This window comes from Glycomyces algeriensis (genome assembly GCF_027622855.1).
GTDB classification, from domain to species: Bacteria; Actinomycetota; Actinomycetes; order Mycobacteriales; family Micromonosporaceae; genus Glycomyces; species Glycomyces algeriensis.
Genome location: NZ_JAPZVR010000005.1, coordinates 279,770 through 301,553, shown reverse-complemented (window position 1 = coordinate 301,553; position 21,784 = coordinate 279,770). Strand labels below are relative to the sequence as shown.

At 68.7% G+C, this 21,784-nt stretch carries 22 protein-coding genes; 13 read left to right on the top strand and 9 right to left on the bottom strand.

Translation table 11 applies throughout. From position 1 onward, the window contains the following. Nucleotides 1-87 precede the first annotated feature (87 nt). Genes O2L52_RS12095 through O2L52_RS12080 form a run of 4 tightly spaced genes read right to left on the bottom strand, consistent with a single transcriptional unit; the run spans nucleotide 88 to nucleotide 4,304 of the window. Entirely contained in the window at nucleotides 88-1,167 is a 1,080-nt protein-coding gene (locus O2L52_RS12095; protein ID WP_270115703.1) for an ROK family transcriptional regulator, read from the bottom strand. A 3-nt stretch (nucleotides 1,168-1,170) separates the two neighbouring features. Next, nucleotides 1,171-2,433 (bottom strand): sugar ABC transporter permease, encoded by a 1,263-nt coding sequence (locus O2L52_RS12090; RefSeq protein ID WP_270115701.1) that lies wholly within the window; start codon nucleotides 2,431-2,433, stop codon nucleotides 1,171-1,173. Beyond that, nucleotides 2,430-3,203, bottom strand: a complete 774-nt coding sequence (locus O2L52_RS12085; RefSeq protein ID WP_344471276.1) for an ATP-binding cassette domain-containing protein — start codon at nucleotides 3,201-3,203, stop codon at nucleotides 2,430-2,432. The genes O2L52_RS12090 and O2L52_RS12085 overlap by 4 nt, the downstream gene beginning before the upstream one ends. Nucleotides 3,204-3,206: 3 nt before the next feature. Further along, complete coding sequence (locus O2L52_RS12080) at nucleotides 3,207-4,304, bottom strand: sugar ABC transporter substrate-binding protein (RefSeq protein WP_373897029.1); 1,098 nt, start codon at nucleotides 4,302-4,304, stop codon at nucleotides 3,207-3,209. 167 nt (nucleotides 4,305-4,471) lie between these two features. Here O2L52_RS12080 and glmU point away from each other — a divergent pair, with 167 nt between their 5' ends. The 13 genes from glmU (at nucleotide 4,472) to O2L52_RS12015 (ending at nucleotide 17,932) form a co-directional block, all read left to right on the top strand. Next, entirely contained in the window at nucleotides 4,472-5,911 is a 1,440-nt protein-coding gene (glmU, locus tag O2L52_RS12075) for a bifunctional UDP-N-acetylglucosamine diphosphorylase/glucosamine-1-phosphate N-acetyltransferase GlmU (RefSeq protein WP_270115696.1), read from the top strand. 102 nt (nucleotides 5,912-6,013) lie between these two features. Next, entirely contained in the window at nucleotides 6,014-6,997 is a 984-nt protein-coding gene (locus O2L52_RS12070) for a ribose-phosphate diphosphokinase (RefSeq protein ID WP_270115694.1), read from the top strand. Between the two features lie 203 nt (nucleotides 6,998-7,200). After that, entirely contained in the window at nucleotides 7,201-7,815 is a 615-nt protein-coding gene (locus tag O2L52_RS12065) for a 50S ribosomal protein L25/general stress protein Ctc (RefSeq protein ID WP_270115692.1), read from the top strand. Nucleotides 7,816-7,829: 14 nt separating this feature from the next. Further along, entirely contained in the window at nucleotides 7,830-8,435 is a 606-nt protein-coding gene (gene pth / locus O2L52_RS12060; RefSeq protein ID WP_270115690.1) for an aminoacyl-tRNA hydrolase, read from the top strand. A gap of 173 nt (nucleotides 8,436-8,608) precedes the next feature. Then, a complete protein-coding gene (locus tag O2L52_RS12055) occupies nucleotides 8,609-10,078 on the top strand; it encodes a sugar transferase (protein WP_270115689.1) in 1,470 nt (489 codons plus the stop codon). Between the two features lie 161 nt (nucleotides 10,079-10,239). Next, nucleotides 10,240-10,569, top strand: coding sequence for a hypothetical protein (locus tag O2L52_RS12050; protein ID WP_270115688.1), 330 nt, complete (start codon nucleotides 10,240-10,242; stop codon nucleotides 10,567-10,569). 13 nt (nucleotides 10,570-10,582) lie between these two features. Then, a complete protein-coding gene (locus tag O2L52_RS12045) occupies nucleotides 10,583-11,314 on the top strand; it encodes a hypothetical protein (RefSeq protein ID WP_270115686.1) in 732 nt (243 codons plus the stop codon). Between the two features lie 2 nt (nucleotides 11,315-11,316). Continuing rightward, nucleotides 11,317-13,062 (top strand): hypothetical protein, encoded by a 1,746-nt coding sequence (locus O2L52_RS12040; protein WP_270115685.1) that lies wholly within the window; start codon nucleotides 11,317-11,319, stop codon nucleotides 13,060-13,062. A gap of 87 nt (nucleotides 13,063-13,149) precedes the next feature. Further along, nucleotides 13,150-13,698, top strand: a complete 549-nt coding sequence (locus O2L52_RS12035) for a hypothetical protein (protein ID WP_270115682.1) — start codon at nucleotides 13,150-13,152, stop codon at nucleotides 13,696-13,698. Between the two features lie 134 nt (nucleotides 13,699-13,832). Next, on the top strand, nucleotides 13,833-14,657 hold the full coding sequence (locus O2L52_RS12030; RefSeq protein WP_270115680.1) for a 3'(2'),5'-bisphosphate nucleotidase CysQ: 825 nt from the start codon (nucleotides 13,833-13,835) through the stop codon (nucleotides 14,655-14,657). A gap of 74 nt (nucleotides 14,658-14,731) precedes the next feature. Continuing rightward, nucleotides 14,732-15,634, top strand: a complete 903-nt coding sequence (gene cysD, locus O2L52_RS12025; RefSeq protein WP_270115678.1) for a sulfate adenylyltransferase subunit CysD — start codon at nucleotides 14,732-14,734, stop codon at nucleotides 15,632-15,634. Next, the gene (locus O2L52_RS12020; protein ID WP_270115676.1) at nucleotides 15,634-16,911 is read left to right on the top strand and encodes a sulfate adenylyltransferase subunit 1; all 1,278 of its coding nucleotides are present in this window, start codon (nucleotides 15,634-15,636) and stop codon (nucleotides 16,909-16,911) included. Before cysD ends, O2L52_RS12020 begins: the two co-directional genes overlap by 1 nt. Before the next feature lie 145 nt (nucleotides 16,912-17,056). Continuing rightward, a complete protein-coding gene (locus O2L52_RS12015) occupies nucleotides 17,057-17,932 on the top strand; it encodes a hypothetical protein (RefSeq protein ID WP_270115674.1) in 876 nt (291 codons plus the stop codon). A gap of 52 nt (nucleotides 17,933-17,984) precedes the next feature. On the opposite strand, the gene O2L52_RS12010 is transcribed toward O2L52_RS12015, so the two are convergent. The 5 genes from O2L52_RS12010 to O2L52_RS11990 form a co-directional block, all read right to left on the bottom strand. Continuing rightward, a complete protein-coding gene (locus O2L52_RS12010; RefSeq protein WP_270115672.1) occupies nucleotides 17,985-18,329 on the bottom strand; it encodes an MmcQ/YjbR family DNA-binding protein in 345 nt (114 codons plus the stop codon). Nucleotides 18,330-18,431: 102 nt separating this feature from the next. Beyond that, the gene (locus tag O2L52_RS12005) at nucleotides 18,432-19,268 is read right to left on the bottom strand and encodes a hypothetical protein (protein WP_270115670.1); all 837 of its coding nucleotides are present in this window, start codon (nucleotides 19,266-19,268) and stop codon (nucleotides 18,432-18,434) included. 10 nt (nucleotides 19,269-19,278) lie between these two features. After that, on the bottom strand, nucleotides 19,279-19,899 hold the full coding sequence (locus O2L52_RS12000; protein ID WP_270115668.1) for a DUF305 domain-containing protein: 621 nt from the start codon (nucleotides 19,897-19,899) through the stop codon (nucleotides 19,279-19,281). 90 nt (nucleotides 19,900-19,989) lie between these two features. Continuing rightward, the gene (locus O2L52_RS11995) at nucleotides 19,990-20,838 is read right to left on the bottom strand and encodes a DUF3105 domain-containing protein (RefSeq protein ID WP_270115666.1); all 849 of its coding nucleotides are present in this window, start codon (nucleotides 20,836-20,838) and stop codon (nucleotides 19,990-19,992) included. Nucleotides 20,839-20,990: 152 nt separating this feature from the next. Next, nucleotides 20,991-21,686: a DUF3105 domain-containing protein gene (locus O2L52_RS11990; RefSeq protein ID WP_270115664.1), complete on the bottom strand. Its 696-nt coding sequence runs from the start codon at nucleotides 21,684-21,686 to the stop codon at nucleotides 20,991-20,993. Nucleotides 21,687-21,784 lie beyond the last annotated feature (98 nt).

The window sequence follows — 21,784 nt, the reverse complement described above, 5'->3', positions numbered from 1 at the left end:
AGCACCGCTCGCACGACCGCTGACCGGGTCGGTGCACCATTCTCAGTCGCAGTGCCCGCGGGCTTGGATTTGAAGCGCAGCGTCGCATCAGCGCATCCGGTCGAAGACCGCTTCGAATCCCGTCTCAGCCGCGCCGATGAGCGCGCCTTCGTCGCCGAGGACCGGCGTGCGCAGCCGCAGCTTCGAGCGCAGATGCGGGAGGGTCGTCTCCGCCAGCGCCGAGCGCACCGGCGCGGCCGTGGAGAGGTACAGCTCGCGCAGCCAGCCGCCGAACAGGATCTCGTCGGGGCCCGTCGCGGTCACGACCGCGCCCAGGGCCCGCCCCAGGTCCTCGCCCGAGCGGCGGAGCCAGTCCCGCGCCGCGCCGTCGCCCATGCCGGCCGCGAGCGTGGTGCGCTCGATGTCCTCGGCGTAGGCGCGCACCTCCATCTCGGCCTCCAGGCACCCGCGCAGCCCGCACTCGCACTCGCGTCCGCCGGGCTCGACCACGATGTGCCCCAACTGGATCGAGCCGCCGCGCTGCGCGCGGCCCTCGATCACCAGGCCGGCGGTCAAGCCGCGGCCGCCGTGCAGATAGAGCAGTTTGCGGGCCTCGCGCGCGTCGCCGCGCGCCCATTCGCCGACCGCCGCGGCCGTCGCCGTGTCGACCACCTTCCACTCCCGGCCGGTCGCCGCCTCGAGATCGGCGGCCACCCGCCGGTCGACCCAGCCCAGCTCGGTCGAGTGCGCGACCGTGCCCTCATCGACCAGGCCCGGCATGGCCGCCACCGCTGCCGCGGCGGTCCCGCGGGTGAGCCCCGCGACGGCCGTCATCGCGTCGGCCCCCTCCTCGAGCGCCGTCTCCGACCGCTCGAGCACCTCGCCGCCGAGGCCGACGAGCGCGAACCGCAGCCGGTCGGCGCGGATCTCGACCGCCGACACCGTGATCGACTGCGGCACGCAGGCCACGAGCGTCGAGGGCCGACCGGCCGAGCCGGTCGACTGCCCCGTCGTCTCCTGCAGGTGCCCCGAATCGGCCAGGTCGGTGGCCAGAGCGCCGATCGTGGAGCGGTTGAGCCCCAACGCCTCGGTGAGCTCCGCGCGGGTCTGCGGACCGTGCCGGTGGAGCTGCTCCAGCAGCGCCGCGCGGTTGCGCCGCCGCAGCTCCACGGCCGGGGGCAGGGCCACCGGTCAGTGCCTGCCGAAGAGCTTGCCCCGGCCCCGGGACATGGCGTCCACGCCCGCCGCGAGCAGCAGGACCGCGCCGGTCACGCCGAACCGCACCCCGGCGCTCAGGCCCATGAGGCCCATCCCGTTGTTGATGATCGCCACGACCGCTCCTCCCAGCAGGGCCGCCCGCACCGTGCCCTTGCCACCGAAGAGGCTAGCACCGCCGATGACGGCCGCCCCCACAGAAAGCAGGAGCACATTGGACCCTCCCGTGTTGGGGTCCACCGAGGCCGCGCGCGAGGCGGCGACGATGCCGCCGATCGCGGCCATGCCCGAGCAGATGACGAACGCGGCGATGCGCACCCGGTCGACGTTCACGCCCGCGCGCACCGCCGCCTCGGCGTTGCCGCCGACCGCGTACAGGTGGCGCCCGAACCTGGTGCGGTGCAGCACGAACGTCCAGATCGCGAAGAACGCCCCGAGGAGCGCGACCACCACGGGCACGCCGGTGAGCGAGATGATCTGCGGGTTCGCCGAGCGCTCCAGGTTCAGCAGGAACACCGTCGCCGTCAACAGCGCCGCGAGCGCGAGGATCCGCGCCGCCACCACCGCGAGCGGCTCGTGCACGAGCGACCGCGCCACGCGCCGCCGCCACCGGTTCAACTGCAGCGCAGCGTAAGCCGCGATCGTCAGCACCAGCAGCGTCCAGCCCTGCCAGCGCTCCAGGTTCCCGCCCGCGACGGCCTTGACCGTCTCGTTGTGGATCGTGATGTTGCTGCCCTCTTCGAGGATCATGAGCACGATCCCCTGGAACGCCAGGAACGCCGCGAGCGTCACCACGAACGACGGGATGCCGAGCTTCACCACCAGCGTCCCCAGCAGCAGCCCGATCACCACGCCCGTGGCGATGGCCGCGCCGATCGCGAGCGGCCACGGCATCCCCCAGTTCGTGAGGATCACCGCCATCACCGCCGCGCACACGCCCGAGGCGAACCCGGCCGACAGGTCGATCTCGCCGATGACCAGCACGAACACCAGTCCCATGGCGATGCACGCGACGGCCGCGCCCTGCCCGAAGAGGTTCGCGAGGTTCCCCACGGAAAGGAACACCGGCTGCGAGATCCCGAAGAACACGCACAGCGCGATGATCCCGGCCACGGCCGGCAGCGCGCCGACCTCGCCCGACCTGACCTCGGCCCAGTAGCCGCGCAGATGATCGGCGACGGCGCGCACCGCGCCCGGTTCGGTCCCGGCCTCAGGCCGGGTTTCGACTTGCGTGCTCACGTCCGGGCTCCGTTCGTGTCCGCGCCGAGCCCGAGGGACCCGGACCGGCCGCTGGTGATGAGTTCGACCACCTGCGACTGGGTCGCGTCGGCGGCGTCGAGCACGGCCGCCATGCGCCCCAGGTAGAGCGCGGCGATCCGGTCGGCCACGGCGAAGACGTCGTTGAGGTTGTGGGAGATGTAGAGGACGGCCAGGCCCTGGTCGGCGAGGCGCCGGATGAGTTCGAGCACCTGCCGGGTCTGGGCGACGCCCAGCGCGGCCGTCGGCTCGTCGAGGATCACCAGGCGCGAGTTCCACAGCACCGCCTTGGCGATGGCCACGGTCTGGCGCTGGCCGCCCGAGAGACTGGCGACCGGCTGGCGGAGGTTCCTGATGGTGCGCACCGCGAGTGAGGAGAGCGTCTCGGCGGCGAGCTGCTCCATGGAGTCCTCGTCGAGGATGAGCCCGTGTACTTTCTCGCGTCCGAGGAACAGGTTCTCGACGACGTCGAGGTTGTCGCAGAGCGCGAGGTCCTGGTAGACGACCTCGATGCCGAGGGCCGCGGCGTCGCGCGGCCCGGAGATGGTGCGGGCCTCGCCGTCGACGCTGATGGCGCCGCCGTCGATGCCGTGGATGCCGGCCACGCATTTGACGAGGGTGGACTTCCCGGCGCCGTTGTCGCCGACCAGTGCACAGACCTCTCCGGCGTCGATCGCGAGATCGACGTCGGAGAGGACTTCAACCGGTCCGAAGCGCTTCGAGAGCCCGTTGAGTTCGAGCAGCACGCGCAGCCCCTATCCGATGCCGTGCTCGGTGCAGAGCGCCGCGTACTCGCCGGCGCAGAGCTCGGCCGGGTCGGCGAAGCCGTCGTCGACGACGAGCTGGATGTTCTCGGCGGTGATGGCGACGGGCTCGAGGAGCACGGACGGCACTTCGGCGCCGCTCACCGGGTCGGTGACGGTGGCGTCGGTCGTGGGCGTCTCGCCGTTGGCGAGGGCCACGGCGAGTTCGGCGGCGGCGTTGGCCTCCTCCTCGATCGCCTTGTAGACGGTCATGCACTGGTCGCCGGTGAGGATGTTCTGGAGCCCCTGGATGGTGGCGTCCTGGCCGGTGACGGGCACGGTGCCGTTGAGGTTGTTGCGCTCGAGGACGGTGATCACCGCGTGGGCGAGGCCGTCGTTGGCGGCGAGCACGCCGTCCACTTCGGTGCCGGTGTCGGTGAGCATCTGCTCGAAGAGCGTGCCGCCCTGGGCGTTGTCCCAGTCGGGCACCCATTCGTCGGGGCCCTTAGTGAACGTCCCGCCGTCGTAGAGCGGCTGGAGCACCGAGTCGTACCCGTTCTTGAACAGGGTCGCGTTGTTGTCGGTGGGGGAGCCGTTGAGCTCGGCCACGAGCGGGTCGGCGACGCCTTCGAGGCAGGAGACGAGGCCTTCGCCCTGGAGGATGCCGACCTGCTCGTTGTCGAAGCTCACGTAGTAGTCGGCGCCGCCGTCCTCGGTGAGCCGGTCGTAGTCGATGGTGGCCACGCCCTGGGACTTGGCCTTCTCGATGACGGTCTTGCCGGTGCCCGAGTCGAGGTTCACCGTGACCAGGACGTCGGCGCCCTTGGTGAGCATCTGGTCCGCGATGGTCTGGAAGTCCTCGCGGCTGCCTTGGGCGTTCTGGATGTCGTACTCGACGCCGGCCGCCTCGAAGGCCGCTTCAAGGTACTTGCGGTCGGCGGTCTCCCACCGGTCCGAGGAGGCGGAGTCGGGGAGGATGACGCCGATGAGCGGGGTGTCGGCGGCGCCGCCGCCGTCGTCCTGTCCGCAGGCGGTCAGAGTGAGAGCGAGGACCGCGCCTGCGGTGGCGGCCAAAGCGATTCGTGGGCGGGAGCTGCTGAGAAGGTGCATGAGAGGTACCTCCGAGGTTTGTTGTTGTCTGCAACATATGATGAGTGACGCAGCTCGCACAAGTGTCAGCGGGATGGAGAACGTGTTCCATTCGTAACGATTCGGTGACGGGGCAGGTCGCCGGGTCGGCCCGTTCACCGCTCGGCCACCGACTACCATGGCCCATCATGAGCAGTGAGCGTTCGGCGATCATCCTGGCCGCTGGCCTGGGCACCCGCATGAAGTCGGCGAAACCCAAGGTCCTCCATGAACTCCTGGGGCGGACCCTGCTGGGGCACGTCCTCCGCAGCACCAAGTCCTTCCAGCCCGACCACCGCATCGTGGTCGTCGGCGCCGCGGCCGACCAGGTCACCGGCTTCCTCGACAGGACCGCGCCGGACGCCGAGACCGTGCTGCAGACCGAGCAGCTCGGCACCGGCCACGCCGTGCGCACCGCGCTCGACGCCTACCCGGACCTCGAAGGCACCGTCGTCGTCCTCTGCGGCGACGCCCCCCTCATGCGCCGCAGCACCCTGACCGAGCTGGTCGAGGTCCACGAGAAGGCCCGCCACGCCGTCACGGTCCTCACCGCGGAAGTGGACGACCCGACCGGGTTCGGCCGCATCGTGCGCGACGGCGAGGGCAACGTGCTCCGCAACGTCGAGCACCGCGACGCCGACCTCGACGAGCTCGCCATCCGCGAGATCAACTCCGGCACGTACGCCTTCGACGTGCAGGTCCTGCGCGAACAGCTGGCCAAGCTCACCTCGGCGAACGACCAGGGCGAGCTCTACCTGACCGACGTGCTCGAGCTCGCCCGCGAGGCCGGGCACGCCATCGGCGCCGTCGTCGTCGACGACCCGACCGAGGTCCTGGCCTGCAACGACCGCGCCCAGCTCGCCGGGCTGCGCCGCATCATGCAGGGCCGCATCAACAACGACCTCATGAAGTCGGGCGTCACCATGGAGGACCCCGAGACCACCTGGATCGACGCCACCGCCAAGGTCGCCCCGGACGTGCTCATCCACCCGGGCGTGCAGCTCAAGGGCGCCACGGCCGTCGACTCAGGCGCCGAGATCGGCCCCGACACGACGCTCACCGACACGATCGTCGGCTCCGGCGCCGTCGTCGTGCGCAGCCACGCCGACCAGTCGCACATCGGCGAAGGCGCCCACGTCGGCCCGTTCGCCCACCTGCGCCCGGCCTCCAAGCTCGCCGAGCAGTCCAAGATCGGCGCGTTCGTCGAGACCAAGAACGCCGAGATCGGCGCAGGCGCGAAGGCCAACCACCTCGCCTACCTCGGCGACGCGACTGTGGGCGCGAACGCCAACATCGGCTGCGGCGTCATCACCGCCAACTACGACGGCGCCAGGAAGCACCGCACGGAGATCGGCGAGGGCGCGTTCATCGGCTGCGACTCGGTGCTCGTCGCCCCTGTCAGCGTCGGCGACGGCGCGTACGTCGCGGCCGGCTCCACCATCGTCAAGGACGTCAACCCCGGGGACCTCGGCGTCGCCCGCGCCCGCCAGGCCGCGCTCACCGACTGGGTCGCCAAGAAGCGCCCCGGCACGGTGTCCGACAGAGCAGCGCGGCGTGCGAAGGGTGAGGCGGGAGTGTCGGAAGCGTGACGGGACACTAAACCCCCCGGTCCCCTCGCGCTCCGGCGCCGGGCAAGGGACACTGGAACCGTCGAGGTTCAGGTGAGACGACCTACTGGGGGAGCCCACGTCATGGCGAGCATGTCCGCTGTCAACTCCAAGATGCTCATGCTGTTCTCCGGGCGTGCCTACCCGGAGCTGGCTGAGGAGATCGGCAAGCACCTCGGGGTCGCACCGACCCCGATGAGCGCCTACTCCTTCGCCAACGGCGAGCTCTTCGTGCGCTACCAGGAGTCCGTCCGCGGCTGCGACGCCTTCGTCGTGCAGTCCATGCCCGCGCCGATCAACGAGTGGGTCATGGAGACCCTCATCATGATCGACGCGCTCAAGCGCGGCTCGGCCAAGCGGATCACCGTCGTGCTGCCGTTCTACCCGTACGCGCGCCAGGACAAGAAGCACCGCGGCCGCGAGCCCATCTCCGCGCGCCTCATGGCCGACCTGCTCAAGACCGCCGGCGCCGACCGCATCCTCACCGTGGACCTCCACACCGCCCAGATCCAGGGCTTCTTCGACGGCCCCGTCGACCACCTCTTCGCCATGGGCACGCTCGCGCGCTACGTCGAGGAGAAGTACGCCGACCGCCAGATGGCCGTCGTCTCGCCCGACACCGGCCGCGTGCGCCTCGCCGAGCGCTGGTCCGACCGCCTCGGCGGCTGCCCGATCGCGTTCGTGCACAAGACCCGCGACCCGCTCAAGCCCAACCAGGTCGTCGCGCACAAGGTCGTCGGCGACGTCGAGGGCCGCACCTGCCTCCTCATCGACGACATGATCGACACCGCCGGCACCATCTGCTCGGCGGCCGAGATGCTCAAGGAGTCCGGCGTCGAGGACATCGTCATCGCCTCCACGCACGCGATCATGTCCGGCCCCGCCGTCGAGCGCCTCGCCAAGGCCCCGGTCAGCGAAGTCATCGTGACCAACACCCTCCCCCTCCCCAAGGAAGCCCAGGACCTCGAGAAGATCACCACCCTCTCCATCGCGCCGCTCGTCGCGAAGGCCATCTGGGAGGTCTTCAACGACGGCTCCGTCACCACCCTCTTCGGCGGTCTCTCGTAAGTCACATATCGACGCCCGTGTCAAGCCTGATCTGATGCGCGTAGTACTCTGGTGGGGTTGCCGACGGCGAGGGTGTCCTCCAGAGGGCGCCGTAATCGACGCAAAGGCGTAGGTCTTTTTTCAGGGCTCGTGTGCCCTTCTGAATGCCGACGTGAGCGTCGAGCGCCGCATGAAATGTTGCTAAAAAACAGGGGAGTATTTCCGTGTCCGAAGTTCGTATCAGCGCCGAGCCTCGCACTGACTTCGGGAAGGGCGGTGCCCGCCGTACGCGCCGGGCTGGAAAGGTTCCCGCGGTGGTCTACGGCCACGGCGAGAAGCCGCTCCACATTTCCCTTCCCTCGCTTGAGCTCGCCGCCGCCATCCGCAAGGGCGGCGCCAACCAGCTCATCGCCATCGAGGTCACCGACGGGACCCGCGAGCTGGTGATCCCCAAGGACATCCAGCGCGACCCGCTGCGTGACGACATCGTCCACGCCGACCTCCTGATCGTCCGCCGCGGCGAGACCATCACCACCGACATCCCGGTCAACTTCGTCGGCGAGGCGGAGAAGGGCGGCCTGGTCGTGCACGACCTCAACACCCTGACCGTCGAGGCCGAGGCGACCCACATCCCCGAGTCCATCGAGGTCAGCATCGAAGGCCTCGCCATCGGCTCGCAGCGCTACGTGCGCGAGGTCGAGGTCCCCGAGGGCATCGTCATCCTCTCGGACGGCGACCTGGTGCTCGCCTCCGTGAGCGAGCCGCGCGGCGAAGCCGCCGACGAGGACGAGGCCGCCGAGGGCGAAGCCGCTCCGGCCGCCCCCGCCGCCGCCGAGTAACCACCGAGATCTGCATGACCGACACCCCGACGCTCGTGGTCGGCCTGGGCAACCCCGGGCCGAAGTACGCCGCGAACCGCCACAATGTCGGTTTCATGGTCGTCGACGCGCTCGCCCGGCGCGCCGGCGGCCGTTTCGCCGCGGTCCGCAAGTACCGCGCCGAAGTCTGCGAGGCCCGCCTGGGGGTAGGCGGGCCTCGCGTCATTCTCGTCAAGCCCTTGACGTTCATGAACCTCTCGGGCGAGGCCGTCGGACCGATCGCCCAGTACTTCGGGATCCCGCCCGAGTCCGTGATCGCCGTCCACGACGAGCTCGACGTCCCCTTCGGCGAGCTGCGCCTCAAGCGCGGCGGCGGCGAAGGCGGCCACAACGGCCTGCGCTCGCTCTCGAAAGTGCTGGGCACCAAGGACTACGCCCGAGTCCGCTTCGGCGTCGGCCGCCCGCCCGGCCGCCAGGACGCGGCCGACTACGTCCTCAAGGACTTTGCGAAAGCCGAACGCCCCGAAGTGGACCTGAACATCGAGCTCGCGGCCGACGCCGTCGAGGCGATCATCGAGAAGGGCTTCGTGCTGGCGCAGAACGCGTTCAACGCGAAGCGCGTGGAACCAGAAGCGCAGTAACGCGCCGCCCGCGGAGTCGCACCAACGACTCGCACCCACTTCAGATACGGTTCCGTCCGCCCAGAGTGGATTAAATCTCATGTACTCCATAGGGTAATAATCCCGTCACTCAAAGTCCTGTCGGTCGTTAATGTGTCATGACAGTGGTTGCGGACTCAACGGCTTTCGATGGCGTGCATGACAGCCCCGCAAAAGGGCGCGTCTATTCCATAGGACCCCAGGCGACCCGGCCCTACGGCGGCCCACCCGCCTGGCAGCGCAAGTACTTCGCGGGCATCATCGGCTCCGACATCGCCGCCGGCGTCATCGGCGCGGCGCTGGCGTTCTTCGCCCGCTTCGGCCACTTCAACGACGGCACCCGCGTCTACGCCCTCGCCCTGATCGCCATGCCCGCGGTGTGGATCGCGGTCCTCGGCCTCTCCCGCGCCTTCGAGAAGCGGTACCTGTTCGTCGGCACCGAGGAGTACCAGCGGATAGTCCATGCAGCCGTGGCCCTCACCGCCGCCGTCGCCCTCGTCTCCTATGGACTCGAGCTGCCGACCTCCCGCGTCTTCGTCCTCATCGCGATCCCCACCGCCGCCGCCATCTCCATCGTCGCCCGCTTCGGCTGGCGCAAATGGCTGCACCACATGCGCCGCGACGGCCGCTGCATGAAGCGCGTCGTCCTGGTCGGCCACGAGTCCTCGGTCGCCGCCCTCATCGTCCAGCTCCGCCGCGAGCATTACCACGGCCTCAAGGTCGTGGCCGCGTGTCTGCCCACCGAGCGGCCCCGAGGTGCGCTGCTGGACTTCGACACCCGCGTCCGCGGCAGCTTCGACCGCATCGCCGAAGCCGTCGCCGCCGAACGCGCCGACACCGTGATCGTCCTGGGCTGCCCCGAGATCGACGGCCAGGCCCTGCGCCGCCTCGCCTGGAAGCTCGAACGCAGCGAAGTCGACCTCATCGTCGCCTCCGCCCTCGTCGACGTCGCCGGCGACCGCACCACCGTCCGCCCCGTCGACGGCCTGCCCATGCTCCACCTCGACCACGCCCGCCTCACCGGCGTCCGCCGCCTCGCCAAGGAAGCGGTCGACCGCGTCGGCGCCGCACTGCTGCTGCTCGCGCTCTCACCGCTCCTCCTCAGCGCCGCATTCCTCATCCGCTGCACCTCGCCCGGCCCGGCCCTGTTCAAACAGGAGCGCATCGGCAAGGACGGACAGCCGTTCACCATCTGGAAGTTCCGCACCATGCACCTGGACGCCGAACGGCGCCTTGCGGACATCGCGCACCTCAACGAAGGCGACGGCGTCCTCTTCAAGATGAAGGACGACCCCCGCATCACCGTCGTCGGCAAGTACCTGCGCCGCTTCTCCATCGACGAGTTCCCCCAGCTCGTCAACGTCCTCCGCGGCGACATGAGCCTCGTCGGCCCCCGCCCGCCGCTCGCGATCGAGGTCGCCGCCTACGAGAGCGACATGCGCCGCCGCCTCGCCGTCAAGCCCGGCATGACCGGCCTGTGGCAGGTCTCCGGCCGATCCGACCTGCCCTGGGAAGAGGCCGTGCGCCTCGACCTCCGCTACGTCGAGCACTGGAACCTCTCCCTCGACTTCGTCATCCTGCTCCGCACGGTGACCGCCATTCTGCGCCCCCAAGGCGCATACTGAAACGGGGTTAGTCAGCGCCTCGCCCGGTCGATGACCGAGCGAGGCGCTCCGCTGTTCGGTGATCGAGCGAGAACACCGCGATCACACGGTGTTGCATCGGACCGTTAAAATCAAGATGGTTTTGCCGATGTTTCGCCCGATACACCCCGGAGGTCCCCGCCGTGGCTCAGCGCATTCTCGATCCCGCCTACCTTGAGGCGTACCGCGACGAACTCGCGGCGCGCTTCAACTTCGTGACCGAGAAACTCCAGATGCTCGCCACCGGCAACGAGCTCGGCGTCGAGCCCGGATTCGGTCTCCTCGACTCTTCGCAGCAGGCCCGCCGCGACTACGCGGCCGCCCACGAAGAGGTGTGGAACAACCTGCAGAAGCTGCGCGCCGACCTGTACGGCGCCATCGTGACGATCAACGAGTCGCTGGGCGTTCACATGGACTCCGAGGACTTGAACCTCACCGAGTTCAACGCCAGCCAGAACGACCTCGAAAGCTAGGACCCCCGAGCTGATGAAGCGCACAATCTTCAAGACCTTTGCAGTGGCCGGCACTGCTGCCCTCCTCCTCAGCGGCTGCAGCCTGTTCGAGCGCGGCGAAGACTCCGGCGGTGACAGCAGCGGCGAGAACAGCGGTGGCGACAACCCCGTCTACACCGAGATGTCCTCGTGGGACGCATGCGAAGTGCTCAACAAACTTCAGCCCATCACCGAATTCATGGGGATCGAGGGCTACGGGTCCTCGACCAGCACTGGCGGCGAGCCGAGTACTGCGGAAATCGGAAACACCTGGGATCCCGATTCCATCGGCTGCAACGATCTCATCAGCATTTCGGCCGCGGATGAATACGCGAGCACTATGGGCGGCGGCGAGATCAAGGTAAAGATCGTCCCCGCGGAAAGCGAAGAGCAGGCGACAACGGCTTACGAGGAGCGCGTCGCGGCTGCGGACTCAGCGTCGTCGCAGGGAACCGATCCTCAGAGCGAGGAGATCGGTGATCCCTGGGACCAGGGCACCATCGTTTCCTGGATCGGGAGTGCGGAAAGCCCCAATGTGGAAGTCATTGCCCGCGACGGGCAGTGGGTGTTCCACATCCAGCTGAACTACGGCGCGGACTTCGGTCTTCGGAACGAAGGGACCCCGGCGTACCAGTTCACCAGTGATGAGCTCAATCAGTGGTTCGTCGACACGTATCTGCCTGAGGTCAACCAGACCGTGAACGACAGAATTGCGGAGGTCCAGTAGTCATGGGCGACAACATCGAATTCCAGACCGAGGACTACGCCGGAAACGGCGACCTCGAGGGCCAGGAAGCCATCGACGGACAGCAGTCGATGGCCGATGGTGCCTACCTCAGCGGTGACCCGTGCACCAACGGCGATTGCCAGAACACCCACAATCCAGCAGAGGACGCCTGGGTCAAGCTGGTCTCGGCAATCCCCGTGGCCGGCCAGATCTCGAACCTGAAATGCGTGGCGACAGGCACGGCCGCCCCCAGCCAGGACGAAGTGCAGTCGCTGGTCGCCCAAGTCCGACCGGCTGATCCGGACAAGTACGCCCTCAAGGAAATCGCGCTCAAGTGGGGGTTGTTCAACAACGACTTCGCAGACAATGAGGGAACCGCGGTCGCCCCGATCCTCCGATCGAAGCTGACCGAGCTGTCGAACGGCTGGCAGGGCAACGACTTCGACGCGTTCGCCGAGCAGATGGAGGCGGTGTTCACCAACTGCGAGCAGATCGCCGCCGACATCGGGACCGAATCCACTGGCATGGTCGGTCTGCTCAACCAAAAGGGCGACGAGATCTACAACCTCCAAGGCGGAGGGTCCGGCGAACTGCCGTATCCGGCGCCGCAGTACTGGGTCGAGGACGAAGGCAGCCTGTTCACGGACACCAAGATCCACGTCCGGCCTCCGTTCCACTCAGGCGAGTGCGAGATCAGCGACGGATGCGCCTTCGACGGTGAAGACGATGGCGTCAAGGGCGCGATGGAGATGGGCGGCTTCGACGGTGAGTACACCAATGAGCTGAACCAGTACGTCGTCGACCAGACCGAGTACCACTACACCCGGTTGAAGGCCGAGCACGTCAACGGCGTCGACACCAAGGGCATGGACGCCGAGGAGAAGGCCGAGGCGACCACGCTGACCGCGTCGCAGGAGTCCTCCCTGCGTGCCGAGGCCGAGCGCCTGGCACAGCAGGACGCGAATGAGCGGGCTCAGCAGGACTACTCGGAGGGCTCGCAGGACTACGAAGCGCGCGCAACCGAGCAGAACGACTCGGTCACCGCTCGCTGGCAGGACGCCGAGACCTCCACCTCCGAGTTCGTCCCGACCGTGCAGCCGTCAGGCGACACGACCTTCCGCGATTCCGCAGGCGACCTGAGCGGCTCCGGCTACTCGCCGCCCGGCGGCGGCGACTTCAACGGCATGCCCTCCGGTTCGGGCACTGCAGGGCTCACGCCGCCGTCGAACACGTCCACCTTCGGCCCTGGCGGCAACCTCACCGGCGGCTCCAACCCCGGTTCTACCGGCGGACTGAACCCGTGGGAGTCCACCGGTGGCGGCGACGATGACGACATCTCCGGTGGTCTCGCCTCCGGTGGCGGCCTCGGTGCGGGCGCTGGCACGCTCACTGGCGCCGGCCTCGGCACGGGCGGCGGAGGCATGGGCGCCGGTGGCGGCAGCCTCGGCCCGGGCTCGGGGCTCTTCGGCCCGGCTTCGGGCGGCGCGGGCAGCATGACCGGCATGACCGGAGCCGGCAGCGGACGCGGCGCAGGTGCCGGCGGCATGGGCAAGGGCCAAGGCCTCTTCGGCAAGACCGCCGGAGCCGGCGCAGGCGGCAAGGCCGGCGCCGGAGGCATGATGGGCGGCGGCCGAGGTGCCGGCGCCACCGGTGACAACGAGGACGCCGACACCGGCACCTGGCTCACCGAAGACGAAGACGTCTGGGGCCTCGCCCGCTTCAACGACGAGAACGACCCCCTCGCCTAACCAGTACAACAAGCAGCGGCGGCCGAGCCCGAAAGGACCCGGCCGCCGCGCTATTGCGTGCGTGACCATATCGAGGAGACTCGGTCGATGCAGGAGCAGTACCTGGCTCCGGGGGAGGTTGTCCGGTGGACGGCGCCGCAGGCTCCGGAGTCTTATTTCGTGGCCGGTTTGCGGGAGGACGGGAAGCCTGCTGGTCGTTGGCCGGTCTGGGTGCGGGTGTTGGTTTTCCCCTTCCAGCTCGTGTGGACGGCGTTTCTCCGATTGGCGGAGTTCTTGGCATGCTTCTCGGATTTCGACTTCTCGGACTTTCCGAGGCGCAAGGGCCAGCCGGTCGTCCTGGTCTTTGGCGGCAGCCCCGAGTGCATGGCCGTCTTTCGCTCACGGCCTTCGTCTGATGCCGGGTTCCACGGGGTCTGGATGCTGACCGATCGCAGGTTCGTGGCCGCGTCCTTCGAGTCGATGCCGTTCCGTATCGAGTTCGAGGTTCCCGCTGATCAGCTTCGGTTCCATCCGCACGTTGAACGCCGGTTCTCGCGGAAGTTCCGACCTCGGAACGGCACCTACCACCAGGTTCTCCTCCCGGACGGCTCAGGCTTTGCGTTCGCTCCGGGCGCTGTGTCGTTTACAGCGGGCTGAGGCATCTGGCGGCCGTGCGACTATCCGAGGTCGACCGGTTCGGGGTGGTCGGGGAAACGCGAGGGGTTTCCGTATGTCGGGATCGGGTGGCCCAATATTTGGGCGGGGTTGGGCTGCAGCGTAGACTGACCGGCATGCATGACGCCCCCGACTCCGCTTCGGTGACCGGAGTTCCCACCGCCACGCCTGCGGCCGCTTCCGCTGCTGATGTCGCGTTCGCGGCCGAGCTGGCGACCGGTGCGGGGGAGCTGCTGGTCAAGCTCAGAGCGGTGATGGGGTTCGCCGACTCGCGGGCGCTCAAAGCCGCCGGGGATCAGCAGGCCAACGACTTTCTGCTGGGCCGGATCGCCGCCGAGCGTCCTGGTGACGCCGTGCTCTCGGAGGAGGGCAAGGGCGAGACCGGCCGCGTCGGTACCGAGCGGCTCGGGGCGGATCGGGTCTGGATCATCGACCCGCTCGACGGCACTCGTGAGTACTCCGAGGAAGGCCGCGACGACTGGGCCGTGCATGTCGCTCTCTGGCAGCGGGGCCTCGGATTGACCGCCTCCGCCGTAGCGCTTCCAGCACAGAATGTGACGTTGCGCACGGACAAGACCTACGCGGTCCCCGCCCTCCGGGAGGGCAAGCCCCGTATCGCCGTGTCCCGCACCAGACCACCGGCCGAGGCCGAAGCGGTCGCCGCCGCCCTGGGCGCGGAACTCGTGCCGATGGGCTCCGCCGGCGCCAAGGTCATGGCCGTGGTCGCCGGTACAGTTGACGCCTATGTGCACGCCGGCGGGCAGTTCGAATGGGACTCCGCCGCTCCCGTAGGAGTGGCCCTCGCCTCCGGTTGGCACGCGACGCGGATCGATGGCGCCCCGCTGCAGTACAACAGTGCCGACCCGTACCTGCCGGACCTGCTGGTCTGCCGCCCCGACCTGGCCGGGCCCGCGCTCGAGGCCATCCGAGGGACGAACTGACCGCCCGGTCACCGACCGGATCCGACGACGACCGAACACCCCGAACGGGGTCTGCCGAGAGGAGCATTGCGCCGGTGAGCGACTACCGCATCAGCCACATCGCCGCGCTGGAGGCCGAGGCGATCTTCATCTTCCGTGAAGTCGCGGCCACCTGTCAGCGGCCCGTACTGCTCTTCTCCGGCGGCAAGGACTCCATCGTCATGCTGCACCTGGCGCAGAAGGCGTTCGCGCCGGCGCCGATCCCGTTCCCGGTCATGCACGTCGACACCGGCCAGAACTTCGCGGAGGTCATCGACTACCGCGACCGCCGCGTCGCCGAGGCCGGCGTCCAGCTCATCGTCGCCTCTGTCCAGGACGCGATCGACCGCGGCATGGTCACCGAGCCGCCGGACGGCACCCGCAACCGCATCCAGACCCCCGTGCTCCTGGAAGCGGCCGAGAAGTACCAGTTCGACGCCCTCTTCGGCGGCGCCCGCCGCGACGAGGAGAAGGCCCGCGCCAAGGAGCGCGTGTTCTCCTTCCGCGACGACTTCGGCCAGTGGGACCCCAAGAACCAGCGGCCCGAGCTGTGGAACCTGTACAACGGCCGGGTCCACCCGGGCGAGCAGATCCGCGTGTTCCCGCTGTCGAACTGGACCGAGCTCGACGTGTGGCGTTACATCGGCTCCGAGGACATCCCGCTTCCCGAGGTGTACTTCTCCGCCGAGCGCGAGGTCGTGGACCGCGGCGGCATGCTCTACGCCGTCAACGAGTTCATCAAGCCGCGCGAGGGCGAGGAGACCTTCTTCGAGAAGGTCCGCTACCGCACCGTGGGCGACGCGAACCTGACCGCCGGCGTGCGCTCGGACGCGACCACGATCGACGAGATCATCGCCGAAGTCGAGGTCACCCGCATCACCGAGCGCGGTGCGACCCGCGGTGACGACAAGACCTCCGAGGCCGCGATGGAAGACCGGAAACGGGAAGGCTACTTCTAATGACGGACACCCTGACCTCCCGCGAGGACACGCACGAGCTGCTGCGCTTCGCCACGGCCGGTTCGGTGGACGACGGCAAGTCGACCCTCATCGGCCGGCTCCTGTTCGACTCGAAGGCGCTGTTCGACGACCAGTGGGACGCCGTCGAGGCCGTCAGCGCCGGCCGCGGCGACGAGTACACCGACCTGGCGCTGCTCACCGACGGGCTCCGCTCGGAACGCGAGCAGGGCATCACGATCGACGTCGCGTACCGCTACTTCTCCACGCCCGAGCGCAAGTTCATCATCGCGGACACGCCCGGCCACATCCAGTACACGCGCAACATGGTCACCGGCGCCTCGACCGCCGACCTCGCGCTGATCCTGGTCGACGCCCGCAAGGGCCTCGTGGAGCAGTCCCGCCGCCACGCGTTCCTGTGCTCGCTGCTGCGCGTGCCGCACATGGTCCTGTGCGTCAACAAGATGGACCTCGTCGACTACGACGAGGCCGTGTTCAAGCGGATCGAGAACGAGTTCTCCGCGTTCGCGACCAAGCTCGAAGTGCCGGACCTGACAGTGATCCCCGTGTCGGCCCTCAAGGGCGACAACGTGGTCAACCGCTCCGAGAACATGCCGTGGTTCCAGGGCCCGAGTTTGCTCCACCACCTGGAGAAGGTCCACATCGCCTCGGACCGCAACCTCGTGGACGTGCGCTTCCCGGTCCAGCACGTGATCCGGCCGCACTCCAGCGACAACCACGACTTCCGCGGCTACGCGGGCCAGGTCGCCTCCGGCGTCATGAAGCCCGGCGACGAGGTCATGGTGCTGCCCAGCGGCTTCACCTCGCGCATCGCGTCGATCGAGACCGCCGACGGCCCGCTCGAAGAGGCCTTCCCGCCCTTGAGCGTGACCGTGCGCCTCGAGGACGAGCTCGACGTCTCCCGCGGCGACATGCTCTGCCGCCCCGGCAACCAGGCGCGCGTCTCGCAGGACATCGAGGCGATGGTCTGCTGGATGGACGAGGCGCGGCCGCTGAAGCTGCGCGGCAAGTACGCCGTCAAGCACACCACCTCGGATGTGCGCGCGATCGTCAAGGACGTGCAGTACCAGCTCGACATCAACACGCTCCACCGCGACGAAACCGCGACCGAGCTGGGGCTCAACGAGATCGGCCGCGTCACGCTCCGCACGACCAAGCCGCTCCTGTGCGACGACTACCGCCGCAACCGGTCCACCGGCGGGTTCATCATCATCGACGAAGCCGACAACCGCACCGTGGGCGCCGGCATCATCGTCTAAGCACCGCAACAGATTCGGGCCCGGCCGCTTTGCGGCCGGGCCCGAATCCGTTGTCCGCCTGAGTGTCTGGCGTCACGCGGATGCGGATTCGTGTCGGAGTGTCGAAACGCGAATCACGTGCTGAGCTCCAATACCGTTTCATGTCATGGTCACCCATTCGCATGAGGTCCCCATCCGCCTGTTCCAGGTTCGCCCGGAACTCGCGGCCGAACTGCTCGTCAAGTCGCTCGGCGCCGCGTTCCCCGCGTATGCCAGTGCACTGCCCGAATCGGAGGCGCTCACCAACAACGACCCACTCGAACTCAACTGCGACAACGCGGCTGTGTTCCGCGACGAGGCAGGGGTGCCGGTCTTCGCGGTCATCATCGAGATCCAACGCGGCCAGGACAATCGGAAGCGCTACAGCTGGCCGATGTACACGACGATTCTCCGTGCCCGGCTGAAATGCCCGGTGCGGCTGCTGGCGATCTGTACTGACGCGGCCACGGCGGATTGGGCGCGCCGGGCGATCGAAATCGGACCGCCCGGGTTCACACTGCTCCCGGATGTCATCAACCCGGAGGATCTCATGGAGATCGACGAGGACCGTGCCAAGGAGGCGGTGGAGATCCTGATCCTCAAGGCGGCCTGCAGGGGACCGCAGGCCGAGCAGGTCGCCCACAAGCTCGGCCGGAGACTCAACGAGCTTTCCGAGTCGGACCGCCAGCAGTATGCTGGATTGGCGATGCAGCTTCTCTCGGACGAAGCATGCACCGTACTGGAGGAATACATGAGCATGACGTACCAGGAATACCTCGAGAGCCCGGCCGGGAAGCTGGAACTCAAGGGCGAGCAGCGGGGCGAGCAGCGCGGCAGGCGGCTCGGCCAGATTGGCGCGCTGCTCAAAGTGCTCGATGCACGCGGCATTGAGGTCTCCTCATCGGCGCTCGCCCGTATCGAGGGCGTGTCAGATGAGGAAGAGCTCGACCGCTGGTTCATCAGAGCGGTGACGGTCGACCGTGTCGAGGAGATCTTCGACTGAGCACGCACCATTGACTTCGAAAGGCCCGGCCGCACGAGCGGCCGGGCCTTTGTCATTGGCCGGCTTCGTAGGCTTTGCGGACGCGCACGGGGGCTTTGAGGAGCCAGGCGTCTTCGATCATCTCGGTGAGGCGCTGGGTGTCGATGCGGTCGAGGTGGATGAGGATCATGGCGTAGCCGTCGTAGTGGGGCGTCGTGTAGAACGCCGGGTCTGCCGAGGCGAGGAGGGCGGCTTTCTCGCCGGGGTCGCAGACGATGGCTAGGCCGCCTTCGGCCTCGGTGCGGAGTCTGGCGAAGAACTTGCCCTTGACCTTCAGTGAAGGGGTCTGCCAGCTCGTGGTCACCTCGACTTCGGGCAGGCGGGTCGCGATGGCCGTTACGTCGTCCCAGGTCGGCATCCGGGCTCCTCTCGTCACCCTGATTCTCGCCCATGGGTACGACAATCCAGCCGAATACGACGATGCACCGCTATGCGGCAGTGCCCGCGTGAACGGCGGCGGTCAGGGGTTGATCCAGTTGCCGATCGTGATGAGGCTGGCGGCGGAGGCGCCGAGCACGGCGGTGGCGACGACGGCCGCGGCGAGGAGGCGCAGGGGCGTCTGGGTCCAGTCGGGGCCGATCTGGTGGCGCATGGCGGGCATGGAGCCGGTGCCGGGTTCCGGTTGCGGCGCCTGCTCGGCGGGCGCGATCTCGGTCTCCTGCGGGCGCCTGAAGTTCGTGGTGTCGAGCAGCTGCGTGTCGCCGTTGACGCCGTTGTCGACCCTGACGTGGTCGATCTGCACCGAGACGGGCCCGACGGAGCCGCGGACGCCGTCGCCGACGCGCGCGAACTGGGCGGTGTCGCCCGGGCGGTAGCCGCTGAGGCTGGGGCGGGAGTGCTCGCCGGTGAGTCCGGAGGCGGCGCTCTCGCGGCCGACGCGGGGGACCGACCAGTCGCCGAAGCCGGACTCGGCCGGGTCGGCCGAGGACTCAGGTTGCGAGGAGCCGTGGCGCGGTTCTGAAGCGGCGTATCGGGGCTCTGAGAAGCCGTGGCGCGGTTCTGACGCGGCATATCGGGGTTCCGAGAAGCCGTGGCCCGGTTCCGAAGCGCCGTAACGGGGTTCGGAGAACCCGTGGCCCGGTTCGGAGTGGGAGCCGGCGGGCTCGGCGTCGCCCGGTGCCGCGGATTCCCAGCTGTACCGGTACCGCGAGCGCGACTGCTGGGGCGGCTCCTCGGGGACGGTGTCGACCTGGATCGTGCGCTGCTCGTCCGTGCGGCCGTCACCGACCCGGGGGAGTTCCCCCGTGGTCGGATGCGTCGGGTCGCCGTATCGAGGTCCCCACTGGTCCTGGCTCACAGCGGCGTCCCTACTCTTCGACGGCGTTCAGGATGTTGTCGCGGTGGTTCTCGAGGTTCTCGATCTCGGCCTGCTGCAGGTTGACCGTGCGGCGGGCCGCGTCGACCACGAGCGCATTGTCGCTGAGATCGAGCGCCGCCCTGGCCATGTCGACGCCGCCGATGTGGTGGGCGATCATGAGGTCGGCGAACATGACGTCCGCCTCGGCGCCGGTGAGGGTCTTGAACTCGGCCATCTGCTCGTCGGTGGCCATGCCGGGCATGAGCCCGCCCGCCTCTTCGAGGTCGTGGGCGTGCTCTTCGCCGGCCCAGGCCATCGGCTCGCCGGACGACAGCTGGACGCCCCAGTCGCGCAACCACGAGCGGTACATGCCGATCTCGGCGCTCTGAGTCGTGACGATGTCGTAGGCGATCGTCGTCAGCGCCGGGTCCGAGCCGTTCTGCCACTCGTACATGGCCATCTCGACGGCCTGCTGGTGGTGCGTCTGCATGTCGCGCGCGAACCCGGCCTCGACCGAGTCGTTGCCGGGGGCGGAGGTGCCCCACACCCAGCCGACCGCGAGGCCTGCGGCGAGCATGAGCACGGCGGTGAACGCGACCAACAGTGCGGGCCGGCGCCACAAGCGGCTCATTCGTCGTCCTCTCTCGGCGGGCGCTCCCTCTCGGGGAGCGCCCGTTGTCCTACTTGCCTAACGAGCGTCGCGCAGAAAGGTTCGCGCCCGTCAGCCGGTGGGCATCTGCTGGTCGGCCGTGGTCGTGGTCAGATCGCTCGTGCACGTGGCGTTGGCCTCGGCCGCGTTGTCGGCGTTCTGGATGTAGAAGTCCATGAACTCGTCGATCTTCGGGTCGTTGATGTCGCTGGTCTGGTACTGCACGCCCCAGGCCTGCAGCGAGACCTCCACACCCAGTTCGGGGTACGGGCTCATCAGCGAGAAGTCGCGGCCTTCGACCTTCGAGGCGAGCTGCTCGATGCCGTCCCCGTCGACCAGCGCCGGGTCGTAGGTCACCCAGACCGCGCCGTGCTCGAGGGAGTGGACGGCGTTGCCGTCCACGATCGGCGCGTCGTAGACCGAACCGGTGCAGTTCTGCCACTGCGAGAGGTGGTCGCCGCCCGCGGGCGGGGTGATCGCGTACTCGGGCACCGCCGCCGGGTCTTCGCCGTCGATGTGGGTCTGCTGGACGACCCAGGGGTTCTCGAGGTCCTCCTCCTTGACGTCGCCGTCCTGGAGGGCCTCGGTGACCTCGGAGTAGTTCGCGTACTCGCCGTAGAAGTCGGTGACCCCCGCCGGCGGCTGGCTGCGGTCCCAGACCACGAACACGGCGGCCCCGATCAGGCCGAGCGCGACGACGCCGACGCCGGCGAACGTGAAGATCAGGCCCCACGGCTTCGGCTGCTTCACCACGACGGCGCGGCCCTTGCGGGGGGAGGCGGCGGGCGCCGAGGTCTTGCTCAGGCCCTTGGTCTCGCCCTTGCCGGCGTCTTTCCTGCCGGCAGGGCCTTTTTCAACGACTGCGCCTTTGCCGGTGCTCTTGCCGGAGCCCTTGCTGGCGGTCTGCTTCTTCGATGCCATATCGCGGGGAGAGCCTTATTCGTCGAGGTCGGGATGAGCCGGAGCGGAGCCGGGGAGGCCCGGTGTGAAGTCCACTCGCGTACGCCACCTTACCTGGTCGGTCCAGGGCACTCCCTTAGAGCGCGCCCCGAAACCGACAAACGGCGACCCGCCTACGACGCGGTGGTCGTCACACCGCCCGAGCAGGTCGCGTTCGGCTCCGGGTTGAACCGCTCGTTCAGGACGTACGTGTCGAGGTACTCGCCGATCTTCGGATCGGCCGGGTCCTCCGTCTGGTACCGGTTCCCCCACGACTGCATCGACACCGCCACGCCCTGCCCCGGGTACGGGCTCATCAGGCTGTAGTCCCGGGCGCCGATCAGCAGCGCCAGCGCGTCGATGTCGGCCTGCTCGACCAGCTCCGGGTCGTAGGTGAGCCACACCGCGCCGTGCTCCATCGAGTGCACCCCGTTCCCGTCGACGATCGGCCCGTCGTACACCGAGCCGTTGCACGTCTGCCAGACCGAGAGGTGGTTCCCGCCCGCGGGCGGCGTCAGGTCGTACACCGGGTTCCGGCCGTCCCAGGTCCCCAGCGAGTCCACGTGCTCCTGCTGCACCACGAACGGGTGCTCGAGCTCCTCGGCCGTGGTCTCCCCGTCCTGGATGGCGGCCATCACGGTGACGTAGTCGCCGTACTCGCCGTAGAAGCTCTCCACCCCCTCCAGCTCCGCCGGCGCGGCGGCGGTGTCCTGGTCGGCCGCGGACGAGCCGTCCCCGGCGCTCCCACCTCCCTCGGCGCCGCATCCGGCGAGCGCACTGAGCGCGAGAGCGGCGGCGAGAGCGGTCCAGCGATTGCGAAGCGGGCGCATGTTCGGAGCCTTCCGTCGAGGTTGCACAGAAGCAACCTACCGCTGCAGCCCACAAGGGGGTTTATCACTCGCGGGCGGCGAAGCGCGCCGTCTACGAT